The following is a 10,818-nucleotide window of genomic DNA, read 5'->3' as shown; positions in this document are numbered from 1 at the left end:
ATCGCCCGCCTCAGGCGTTCTCGGCGCGGACGGTGTCGTCGCGGTCGCGGGTCAGGCGGAGGACCAGGTATTCCAGGGGCTCGGCCGGGGCCACGCCGACCAGGCAGACGAAGCGGCCCGCGTCGAGGTCGGCCCGGGTCATGGTGGTGCGGTCGCAGCGGACGAAGAAGGCCTCGCGCGCGGTGGCGCCGGTGAGGGCGCCGGCGGCGTACAGGCGGGTCAGGAAGCTGGTGACCAGGCGGCGGACCTCGGACCAGAGGGCGTCGCCGTTGGGCTCGAAGACCGCCCAGTCGAGCTCGCGCTCCAGCGAGAGGCGCAGAACGGTCATCAGGCGGGCGACGCTGAGCTGGCGCAGGGTGGGGTCGCGCGCGAGGGTGCGGGCGGCGGTGAGGCGCAGGCCGTCGCGGGTGGCGCGGTAGACGTTGACGCCCTCGGGGTGCAGCTGATCGTGCTCGTCGTCGGTGACCAGGGTGCTCGCGCGCACGGCGCCGGCGGCCGTCTGGTTGCTGGGGCCGGTGGCGACGCCGCGGCGGCGTTCCCGGTCGGCGATGATGCCGGCCGCGAAGGCGGACGGGTTCACGCGCACCAGGGCGTCGCGGGCGTCGTCGGGGGCGGCCACGTCGAGCCAGGGGTGATAGGCGGCCGCGTACGGGGTGTCGAAGGCCGCGCGCCACTGGAGCACCCGCCGGTGCGGCAGGCCGAGCGGCACGTCGAGCAGCACCGTGAGGTCGCGCCGGACCTCGGCGAAGCGGACGAGCTCCCGCTGGCACGCGAGGATCCGGGCCAGGTCGGCGGGGAGCAGCGGGTCGAGGGCGAGGCCGGTGAGCCCGGCGGGCGGCGGCGTGGCCGGCGGCGACGGGTCCGCCACGTCCACGCAGACCGCGAAGTCCGGGCCGGCCACCGTCGGCGGGGTGCCGACGTCCTGGCCGGCGGCGGGCAGCGGCGACGGGTCGTACAGGTCGGCGGTGACCAGCAGGGCCACCTCGTCGTTCTCGGCCAGGCAGTGCACGCCCGCGCCGGGGCGCTCGTCGCCGGGGACCCACCGGGCGTCCCAGAAGTCCTCCGGCACGATCTCGTCCCAGCGGTCGCGGCCGCCGGCGAGCACCGCCTCCGCCGGGGGCAGGGCCGGGTCGAGGCCGGCCAGGTCGAGGGTGCCGCCGGCCCAGCGGTCGAGGGGCCGCAGCAGCGCCGACTCGGCGGCGAGCACCCGGGCCAGCCAGCGCGGGTGGCCGGCGCGCAGCCCCAGCCCGGCGAGGGTCTCGGTGCGCGGCAGCAGCGGGTCGGCGTCGACCGTCGTCAGCGTGGCGGTGACCAGGTCGCAGTCGTCAGTGGCCCGGTCGAGCGGCAGGTCGAGGAGCAGGCGGCGCAGGGCGCCGGGGCCGTCCGGGTCGGGGACGTCGTCGACCCGCTCGACGAAGCGCAGGCGCCGCTCGTCGCCGGGCAGCCGCAGGCGCAGCAGCGAGCCGGCCGGCACGTCGCGGCCGGGGGTCACCAGCAGCTCGCCCGGGGTGGCGGTGCGGACCGGCAACGGTTGCGCCGTGAACGTGAGCCGGCAGCGGACCCGGTCGCCCCAGCGGCCCTCGTCGCGCGCGGACAGCTCGATCGGGTCGCCGCCGGTGACGGTCAGCGCGCCGAGCGGGCCGGTGGCGCGCCCGCCGTCGTCGTCCACGGTCCCGTAGTGGTGCACGACGCGCACGATCCACGCCCGCTCGCCGCCCTGGGCGAAGAAGGCCGCCACCGCGTACGGCAACCGGCCCGGCCCCTCGTAGCCGCCGAACCGGTAGCGGTACTCGTCCCAGCTGGTCACCGGCACCGCCACCGACCGGGCCACCGCGCCGCCGGCGGCCGGCTCCCGGCACGGGCCGCGGGGCGCGACCCCGGCGAACGCGGCCACGTCACGGCGTACCCCCGTGATCGCGCGAAGCGGCTCCGGCGGGGCGACCCGGACGCCGGGCGCGCCGAGCAGGGTCACTGGTACTCGATGTCCCGGTAGTTGAGCACCAGCTCCTCCATCGCGGTCTCGGTGCCGCCCTTCGCCGCAAGGGTCGGCCCGGTCCACTTCTTGGGCTGGGCGGAGAGCAGCTTCCAGCTCGACACGGGCTTGCGGGCCTCGTCGAGCAGGGTGATGGTGACCGTGCGGGCGTCGATCGTCCCCTGCCGCACCGACTGAAGCCACGCGAAGAGGTCGTTCGAGCCGATCAGCCCGCGCTTGAGGGTGACGTCGTCCACCTTGAACGAGTTCTGGATCTTGCGGACGGTGTTGACCTTCTCGTTGCCGTTGCGATATTCGGCGTACTGCACCTCGAAGCCGAGGCCGCTCACGTCGGAGAAGCCGCCCACCACCGAGCCCTCGCCGCCCTGGCCGGGGCCGAGGGAGACCAGGAAGTTGAAGGCGCCGTACGGGTCGTCGCGCTGCACCGGCATCTGTCAGCCCTCCTCAGGCCCGCGCGTCGGCCGTGAACTGGCCGATCCGGAAGATGACGAACTCGGCCGGCTTGGTCGGTGCCACGCCCACCAGGCAGATGAGCCGGCCGCTGTCGAGGTCGTTCTGGGTCATCGTGGTGCGGTCGCACCGGACGAAGAAGGCCTCGTCCGGCGTGGTGCCCAGCAACGCGCCGGAGAGCCATTGCACGTAGAGGAAGTCCTCGACGGTGCGCCGGATCGAGTCCCACAGCTGCGGATTGTTCGGCTCGAAGACCGCGTACTGCATGGCGATGTCGATGGAGTGCTCGAGGTAGATGAACAGCCGGCGCACGTTCACGTACACCCACTCGGGGTCCGACGTCATCGTGCGGGCGCCCCACACCCGGTTGCCGCGACCCTCGAAGAAGCGCAGTGCGTTGATGCCCTCCGGGTTGAGCACGTCGTTGCGGGCCTTGTTGATGTTCGCCTCGAACCGGGTCAGGCCCTGCACCACCTCGTTCGCGGGCGCCTTGAAGACCCCGCGGCTGACGTCGGTGCGGGCGTAGATGCCGGTCACGAAGCCGGACGGGGGCAGCAGCACCCGGCGCTGCGGAGCGCCCTGCGCCGGCCGCTGCAACGGGTCGAGCACCTCGATCCACGGGTGGTAGAGCGCGGCCCGGGTGCTGTCGAACTTGCCGCGGAAGTCGCGCACCTCGGTCATCGAGCTGGCCCGGGGCGCGTCCACCACCGCGATCCGGTAGCGCAGCTCCTCGGCGTGCGCGATCAGGAAGCCGGCGGCCACCTCGCAGCTGGTCAGGTCGGCGTACGTGCCGGCGTCGGGCAGCGCCACGATCGCGATGTCGTCCACCTCGCCCAGAGCGGTCAGGCCGGTCGCCTTCACCGTGGCCACGTCCGGGTCGGCCGCGTCGCCGAGCAGGTCGCCGGGTGTCGGCATGACGCCGTCGTGGCCGCCGGTCAGGCGTACGCCGGTGATCGGGGTGACCAGCGCCGCGACCAGCTCGGCGGCCCGGGTCAGCGTCGCGTCGTCGTCCGGGTCGTCCGGCGCCTCGGTGTCGGCGAAGAGGACCGCGTTCTCGTCCTCGGGGTCGTCGGCCTGCAGGATCCGGCCGATCCAGCGGCGCTGGGCCGGGTGGGTGGCCAGGTCGTCGTAGACGTCGACGCGCTCCGGCGACGGCTGCACGGTGGCCCGCAGCACCACCTCCTTGACGATCGAGGTGGGCGTGGTGGGCACCGGGCCGCCGGTGCCGAGGAAGACCTGCCGCGGGCGGCCGGCGGCGTCCACCGTGGTCTCGTCGAGGCCGACCACGGCCAGGGTGGCGGGCACCAGGTCGTCCTGGTCGCGCGGCAGCGTGGCGGGCGGCACCGGCGGCTCCACGATCTCGACCACGGCGCCGCGGGTCAGGCCGGTCGCCTGGGTGCCGAAGTCGGGGTGCTGCACGGCGCAGTTGCGCTTGCGCACCGGGCGGACGGTCAGCAGCGCGTTGCCGTACGCGCCGGGCCAGCGCGCCCGCCAGGTCGCCGAGTCGCCGGAGCCGAACGCCACCGGCAGCGACGCGAGGCCGAAGTCGAGCGCGCCGCCCCCGCCGGGGTCGCGCGGCGCGAAGACCCGGCTCACGTAGAGCCGGCGGCCGCCGTTCAGGAAGAACGCCCGGGCCGCGTGGGCCAGGTACGACTCGCTCGCCGGCTGCCCGTCGCCGCGGTCGACGGCGATCGCCTCGAGGCTGCCGTACACCCGCTCGAACTCGGTGAAGCTGGTGATCAGCCGCGGTTCGGTGGAGCGCGGGCCGGGCCGGGCGCCGGCCACGTACTGCACCGGCCCGTAGCGGGTCACGCCCGCGAAGCCGGTGGTGCTGGTCGGCACCCCCTCGATGGACTTGGACCGGAAGGTGGTCTCCTCGACGTAGACGCCGGGGGCGAGGTACTCGGGCATCGCGGCGATCTCCCCTACGGAACGGATATCGGGATCGAGGTCTCCCGGCCGAGCGGGAGATCGAACGGAAACGGGCCGAACTGCGCCTGGCCGGGCAGCGGCAGGCGCCCGGAGCCGGCCGCGGGCAACGGCTCGGCGGGCAGGTCCCACAGCGGGTCGACCGTGGGCCGAAGCGGATCCCCCGGATCGGGCGAGCGCGCCGGCAGCGCCGCCGAGACGGTGAGCCGCACGGCGTACGGGTCGTCGGCCGGGCCCACCGCGGTCTCGGCCGGCGTGACGACGAGGACGAACTCGCCCCGGTCGTCGCCGTGCGCCCAGCCGACATCGGCGCCGTCCTCGTCGGTGGCCCGCACCCGCGCCCAGCGCACCGGCACCGCCGCCCCGGTGGTCACCCGGCCGCGCACCACGGTGCACCGCGACGGCAGCGGCGCCGCGGCGCCGGGGAACAGCTCGACGACGTGCATCTCGCCGGCGGTGTCCGGGGTGGGCACGGTGATCACGACCCGTCGCGGCACCACGCCCCGGCCGCCCGCCTCGGTGAGCCGCAGGACCACGTCGCCGCCGCGCAGACCGGTGCCGTGCAACCGGGCGAAGCGGCCGGTGCGATGCCGGTCGAGCCGCCCCAGGAAGTCGTCGAGGGTCTCCCCCGGCCGCCAGCGCCGCCACGCGTGCAGCGGCTTCGGCGCGTCCTCGACCAGCACGCGCAGCCGCCCCGCCACCCGCCCGCCGAGCGTGCCGCGCGGCTCGACGCCGGCGGCGATGCGGACGATCCGCTCGTCGTAGCGCTCGGGGGTGAAGCGGGCGGTGCTCACGGGTACGGCACCGAACTCGCCGCGAGCCCGCGCACCACTGTCGTCACGTCCGGGTGGCCGGGCTCGTCCGGCGCGTCGATCCGGGCGATCCGCAGGCAGTACGAGACGCTCAGCCGGAAGTCGCTGGGCAGCGTGTCGAAGGTGCGCATCACGTCCTCGGTGACCAGGTCCTCGTTGAGCACCTGGATCGCCTCGCCGCGCCGCCAGCGGCCGAGCGGGTGCAGCGCCGGGCCGCTGAGCACCGGATACTGCTCGAGGCACTGCATGGTCGCGCCGAGGATGCGCAGCTCGCCCTCGGCGTCGGTGTCCCACGGCGTGAGCAGCAGGTGGACGTCGAGCGGCAGGTGCACCGACCCGTCCACCGAGGCCACGGCCGCCCAGGGCGCGCGCATGGTCCGGTTGACGTCCACCCGGTAGCAGAAGATCGACAGCGTCGGGTAGCGGATCGGGCTGTTCGCGTCGCCGGCCTTGCAGAAGTCGTCGGTGCGCACGATCCGGGCGGTCGGCCGTTCCCGGAACGCGTCCGGGTCGGCCGTGTCCAGCTCGGTGAACGACCGGTTGAGCCGCGTCTGCACGCTCAGCACGGTCGCCGCGACCACCGTCGATCTCGCCACGCCGCGACTCTCCGGCGTGCCCGTCACCGCACCGTCACCGGGCGACGGCCCGGTGACGCCGGGGCGCGACCGTGCGGGGATGGACCTCAACCGGCTGCTGGACCGGCTGCCGCGGCGCACCGTCACGGTGGGCGCCCGCGTGCTGCCCGCGTTCCGCTCGATCGGGGTGCTCGGCTTCCACGTCGCCGTGCTGGTCGCACTGCTGACCGGTTTCCGCGCCGGCGTCGAGGTGCCGGACACGCTCGCGATCGCCGCGGTGGCGGCCGCCTCGCTGTTCGCCTGGGGCCTGCTGCGGCGTGCGCTGACCGGCCGTGAGTCGCTCGTGCTGATGGAGTCCGTGGCGGTGGCGTTCGCCGCGGTCGCCGGGCTGCGCTGGGCCGCCGGGACGCCGCTGCTGCCCGGCCTCGACGTGCTCGCGGTGGCGCTGTGCCCGTTCCTCGCCGCCGGGCGGCTCGGCTGCCTGACCGCCGGCTGCTGCCACGGCCACCCCGCCCCGATCGGGGTCGCCTATCCGGGCCTTTCGCCGCGCCTGACGGGCGTGCGGCTCTTCCCCGTGCCGCTGGTCGAGGCGGCCGCGCTCGCCGCGATCGGGGTGGCCGGCTTCGCCCTGGCGGCCGGGCCGCCGGGCACGGCGACGGCCTGGTTCCTGGCCGCCTACGCGACCGTCCGGTTCGGCACCGAGGCGCTGCGCGGCGACCGCCGGCCGGCCGTCCTCGGTGTCTGCGTGACCCGCCTGGCGTGCGCCGCGCAGCTCGCCGCCGCCGCGTGGCTGGGCGCGGTGATCGTGCCCGGCGGGACCCGGCGGTCGGCGGCCGTCGCCGCGAGTGTGCTGGTCGCGGCCGGTGCCGCCGGTGTGGTCCTGTCCCGCCGGCGGCGGGACCCGCTGGCCGCGCCGGGCCACCTCGACGAGACCTGGGACCGGATTGTCGCGCTGGCCCGCTGCGCGCGGACCGGCGGCGCGAGCCCGGCCACGGCCGAGACCTCGCAAGGGCTGCGCCTCGCCGCCTCGTGGAGCGAGCACGGCCTGCACGTGTCCTTCTCGCACCCGGGCCGCCCGGTGACCGGCCTGCCCCGCGCTCTCGGCTTGATCCCCCTGGTCAGCACCGGTGTCGCGGTGCACGCCGTGGTGTCACCGACCCGACTGCCCGACCGGGTCACGCCCGGCCGAAACCGGATGCCCGGCCGATACCATGTGGTCGAGGCACCTGATTCCCTGGACAACGGGACGGGCGGAGACTACTTCGGCGACCGGTCCGGCGTCTGATCCGCCGCCGCTGTGGTCCTTCACAGACGGGAGCCGGCGTGCGACGGGACGGCAGCGGCGACACACCCCGCGACGCACGCGCGCCGGGTGTGCGGCTGCGCCTGCTCGGCCGCTTCGCGATGACCGTCGACGGCTCGCCGGTGACCGTCTCCCGCACCGGCCAGCGGGTGCTGACCCGGGTCGCGCTCAACGACGGCACCGAGGACCGCGCCATGCTGGCCCGCTCGCTCTGGCCCGGGCACACGTGCTCCCGCGCCCAGGCCAACCTGCGCGGCGCGGTCTGGCGGCTGCCGTCCGTGCTCCACAAGCGCCTGGTGCTCGACGCCGGCACGCTCGCCTTCGGCGGCGAGTGGGACGTCGACCTCCAGGTGGTCGAGCGGCTGGCCGGCCCCGCGTCGCCGCCCGGCCCGCTGCCGGCGGCCACCCTGTTCCGCTACGACCTGCTGCCCGACTGGGACGAGCCGTGGTTGCTCGTCCACCGCGAGCGTTACCGGCAGCTGCGCCTGCACGCCCTGGAGGACCTCGCCCGGCGGCACCTGGCGGCCGGCGACCCGTTCCAGGCGATCGACTGCGCGCTGCTCGCCATCTGCTCGGAGCCGCTGCGCGAGAGCGCACAGTGGCTGCTGGTCCGCGGCCACCTCGCCGCGGGCAACAGGGCCGCGGCGAGGTCCTGCTACGAGCAGTTCCGCCGCCGGCTCGCCGACGAGCTGGGCGTGCCACCCGGCCCGGAATTCGCCGCGCTGGTGGCCCATGTGACGGCCCGGCGACACCCCGGTGCCAGCCTGTAGGGGTGCGTGAGCCCGGTACGGCCGACGCGACCTGCATCGTCCGGGTGTGGTTGGAGCCCGGCGACCCCGTGCTGCGCGGCCGCGTCGAGTCGGTGCCGGGCGGCGCGGCGGTGGCCGCCCGCGGCGTGGAGGAGCTGGTGGCGGCCGTACGCGAGGAGCTGGCCCGCCTGGAGCGGCTGCTCGCCACCCGGCCCGGCGGGCCGTGACGCCCGCGTCTCCGCCGGCCGTGACGCCGGTGCGACGCCGATGCGACGTCCGGGACGACGCTGCGACGACGCCCCGTGCGGACACTGAGGCTTGTGACTGGACACGAAGCGCCCGCGGCCCGGCTGCACCTCCTCGGCGGCTTCGAGCTGCGCGTGCACGGCGCCACAGTGGAGATCAAACCGGCGCCCCAGCGGCTCCTGGCGATGCTCGCCCTGGCCGGCACCACGATCCAGCGCGGCTTCGCGGCCGGTCAGCTCTGGCCGGACGCGTCCGCCGAGCGGGCCCAGGCCAACCTGCGCACCACCATGTGGCGGCTGCGCCACGTGCCGTGCGAGCTGGTGCACGGCACGAAGACGCACATCCGGCTGGGCGCCGAGGTCTGGGTCGACGTCCGCGAGGGCCTCAGCGACTCGGGCGACGTCCTGCGCGGCCCGCGCTCCGGGACGGCGCTGCTCGCCGACCTGCTGCCCGACTGGTACGACGACTGGCTGGACACCGAGCGCGAGCGCATCCGCCAGTTGCGCCTGGCCGCCCTGGAACGCGACGGCGAGGTGATGCTCGAGGCCGGCCACCCGGCGGACGGCATCCAGCTCGGCCTGCGCGCCGTCGCCCTGGAGCCGCTGCGCGAGAGCGCGCAGCGGCTGGTGATCCGCTGCCATCTGGCCGAGGGCAATCTCATCGAGGCGGTACGCCAGTACGAGCGCTACGCCGCGTCCCTGCGCCGCGACCTGAGCGCCGAGCCCTCGCCCCGCATGGCCGAACTGCTGGGCACCTTCCGCCGCCGCGCCCCCGCTTTGCCATCATGAGGACGTGGACTGGTGGTGGCGGACCCTGATCGGTCTCGCGGTGGCGCTGCTGGTGATCTGGGTGGCCCTGCTGGTCGCGCTGCTGATCGCCAAGCCCGACAAGGGCCGGCTCAAGGAAGCGCTGCGGCTGCTGCCCGACCTGCTCCGGCTGCTGCGCCGGCTGGCCGCCGACCGCACCCTCCCCCGCGGGGTGCGGATCCGGCTCGCCCTGCTGCTCGCCTACCTGGCGGTCCCGTTCGACCTGATCCCCGACTTCATCCCGGTGCTCGGCTACGCCGACGACGCGATCATCGTGACCGCGGTGCTGCGCTCCACCGTCCGCCGCGCCGGCCTCGACGCGGTCCGCCGGCACTGGCCCGGCACCGACGACGGCTTCGCCGCGCTCAGCCGCCTCACCGGCCTCGGCAAGTGAGGCGGCTGCCCCGGCGCGATCAGCAGACCGTGCTGGTGGAACCACCGGTCGAGTTGAGATAGCCGGTGACGTGCGTGCAGTGCGCGGCGGTCGCCGCCGGGGCGCCCCACAGCTCGGCGCGGGTGGTGTTGTTGAGCTCGCCCACGCCGTAGTCGCTGCCGCTGTCGCTGTGGTCGATGACGTGCACGTAGAGGTCCCAGTTGGAGTGGGTGTCGCGGTACTGCTGCCACACGTAGATGTACGCGTAGTTGTAGCCGCAGCCGTAGTACTGCTTGACCGAGGCCGCCTCCATGCCGCCGACGGTCAGCACCCGGGTGGTGCCGATCTGGCGGACGCTGCCGCAGCTCGCGGGCGTGCTGGCCAGGGCGGCGGCGGGGTTGATCAGGGTGGCGGCGCCCGCCGCGGCGGCGACCACGGCCGCACCGGCGAGGCTCTTGCGAAGAATCGACATGGCAAGCAGACAACCAGGGCGCCCGGCCGCCGGAAAGGTGCCGGAAAGGCCACCAATTCCTCCCCTGGGGCGGCTGGCTATCATCGCAACCGCCATGCTCCCGTAACCCGGAGGAAAGCCTTGCGCCGACAGCGGTTCGGTTCGGCGACGTCTCTCGGTGTGCCGGGCTGCGCGGACGCGGCCGTGATCGGGCGCGGCGGGTTCGGCACCGTCTACCGCGCCTGGCAACCCGGCTTCCGCCGTACCGTCGCGGTCAAGGTCCTCGACGCCGGACGGGTGGACGAGGCGCGCTTCGAGCGCGAGGTGCAGGCCCTGGGCCGCCTCTCCGGCCATCCGCACATCGTCACCGTGCACCAGGCGGGCCGCACGGCGTCCGGCGCGCCGTACATCCTGATGGCCTACGAGGAGGGTGGCTCGCTGGCCGGGCGCGCGGGCGCGGCCCCGTGGCAGGAGGTGCTGGCCGGCGGGGTCGCGATCGCTGGGGCGCTGGAGGCGGCGCATCGCGCGGGGGTGCTGCACCGCGACGTCAAACCCGACAACATCCTGATCTCCCGGTACGGGGTGCTGAAGCTCGCCGACTTCGGGCTGGCCCGCCCGGTGCACCGGGAGCCGCCCCGCGAGCAGCAGGCGGTCACCGCGAGCGTGCCGTACGCCGCGCCGGAGGTGCTGCGCGGCCGGCCGGCGACGGCCGCCTCGGACGTGTACTCGCTGGCGGCGACGCTGTACCGCTGGCTCTGCGGGCGCGCGCCGTTCGTCCCGCTGCCGGGCGAGAGCGTCGCCGGCCTGATCGCGCGCATCGGCGCCGAACCCGTCCCGGACCTGCGGCCCGGCGTCCCCTCGGCGGTCTTCGCGGTCCTGGAACGCGCGTTGGCGAAAGATCCGGCGGCGCGGCCGGCGTCGGCGGCGGAGTTCGCGGAGGAGCTGCGGGAGGCGCAGCGGGCCTGCGGCGTGGCGGTGACGCCGCTGATCGCCGCGCCGGCCGTGCCGCCTTCCGGGGCCGCGCCTTCAGGAGCCGCACCCTCCGGAGCCGCACCCTCCGATCCCGCGCCTTCCGATGCCGCAGCCCTCGATCCCGCGCCTTTCGGGGCGCCTTTGGCCGCCGGGCCATCT

The 10,818-nt window shown here is 75.4% G+C and carries 12 protein-coding genes; 6 read left to right on the top strand and 6 right to left on the bottom strand.

The features are described 5' to 3' along the window. Positions 1–10 precede the first annotated feature (10 nt). Genes Ade02nite_RS07485 through Ade02nite_RS07465 form a run of 5 tightly spaced genes read right to left on the bottom strand, consistent with a single transcriptional unit; the run spans position 11 to position 5,780 of the window. Entirely contained in the window at positions 11–1,972 is a 1,962-nt protein-coding gene (locus Ade02nite_RS07485; RefSeq protein ID WP_203760804.1) for a phage tail sheath C-terminal domain-containing protein, read from the bottom strand. After that, positions 1,969–2,424, bottom strand: a complete 456-nt coding sequence (locus Ade02nite_RS07480; protein ID WP_203760803.1) for a phage tail protein — start codon at positions 2,422–2,424, stop codon at positions 1,969–1,971. Before Ade02nite_RS07480 ends, Ade02nite_RS07485 begins: the two co-directional genes overlap by 4 nt. Positions 2,425–2,437: 13 nt before the next feature. Further along, on the bottom strand, positions 2,438–4,354 hold the full coding sequence (locus Ade02nite_RS07475; RefSeq protein ID WP_203760802.1) for a phage tail sheath family protein: 1,917 nt from the start codon (positions 4,352–4,354) through the stop codon (positions 2,438–2,440). 14 nt (positions 4,355–4,368) lie between these two features. Beyond that, positions 4,369–5,166, bottom strand: a complete 798-nt coding sequence (locus tag Ade02nite_RS07470; RefSeq protein WP_203760801.1) for a hypothetical protein — start codon at positions 5,164–5,166, stop codon at positions 4,369–4,371. Further along, entirely contained in the window at positions 5,163–5,780 is a 618-nt protein-coding gene (locus tag Ade02nite_RS07465) for a Pvc16 family protein (protein WP_203760800.1), read from the bottom strand. Before Ade02nite_RS07465 ends, Ade02nite_RS07470 begins: the two co-directional genes overlap by 4 nt. 79 nt (positions 5,781–5,859) lie before the next feature. On the opposite strand from Ade02nite_RS07465, the gene Ade02nite_RS07460 reads away from it, so the two are divergent. From Ade02nite_RS07460 to Ade02nite_RS07440, 5 genes are all read left to right on the top strand, one after another. Then, positions 5,860–7,044: a prolipoprotein diacylglyceryl transferase family protein gene (locus Ade02nite_RS07460; protein ID WP_203760799.1), complete on the top strand. Its 1,185-nt coding sequence runs from the start codon at positions 5,860–5,862 to the stop codon at positions 7,042–7,044. Positions 7,045–7,082: 38 nt separating this feature from the next. Beyond that, positions 7,083–7,832 (top strand): AfsR/SARP family transcriptional regulator, encoded by a 750-nt coding sequence (locus Ade02nite_RS07455; RefSeq protein WP_203760798.1) that lies wholly within the window; start codon positions 7,083–7,085, stop codon positions 7,830–7,832. A gap of 2 nt (positions 7,833–7,834) precedes the next feature. After that, positions 7,835–8,038 (top strand): hypothetical protein, encoded by a 204-nt coding sequence (locus Ade02nite_RS07450; protein ID WP_203760797.1) that lies wholly within the window; start codon positions 7,835–7,837, stop codon positions 8,036–8,038. Positions 8,039–8,131: 93 nt separating this feature from the next. After that, positions 8,132–8,845 (top strand): AfsR/SARP family transcriptional regulator, encoded by a 714-nt coding sequence (locus tag Ade02nite_RS07445; RefSeq protein ID WP_203760796.1) that lies wholly within the window; start codon positions 8,132–8,134, stop codon positions 8,843–8,845. Positions 8,846–8,849: 4 nt separating this feature from the next. After that, on the top strand, positions 8,850–9,257 hold the full coding sequence (locus tag Ade02nite_RS07440; RefSeq protein ID WP_203760795.1) for a YkvA family protein: 408 nt from the start codon (positions 8,850–8,852) through the stop codon (positions 9,255–9,257). A 19-nt stretch (positions 9,258–9,276) separates the two neighbouring features. On the opposite strand, the gene Ade02nite_RS07435 is transcribed toward Ade02nite_RS07440, so the two are convergent. Then, positions 9,277–9,708, bottom strand: a complete 432-nt coding sequence (locus tag Ade02nite_RS07435; RefSeq protein WP_203760794.1) for a hypothetical protein — start codon at positions 9,706–9,708, stop codon at positions 9,277–9,279. 183 nt (positions 9,709–9,891) lie between these two features. Between Ade02nite_RS07435 and Ade02nite_RS07430 the strand changes: the two genes are divergently transcribed. After that, positions 9,892–10,818, top strand: a 927-nt coding sequence (locus Ade02nite_RS07430; RefSeq protein WP_203760793.1) for a serine/threonine-protein kinase, incomplete at its 3' end; no start/stop codon positions are given.

The sequence above is a fragment of the Paractinoplanes deccanensis genome, from assembly GCF_016862115.1.
GTDB classification, from domain to species: Bacteria; Actinomycetota; Actinomycetes; order Mycobacteriales; family Micromonosporaceae; genus Actinoplanes; species Actinoplanes deccanensis.
Note: the sequence above shows the minus strand (reverse complement) of the source record. Positions and strands in the feature narration are given on the sequence as shown.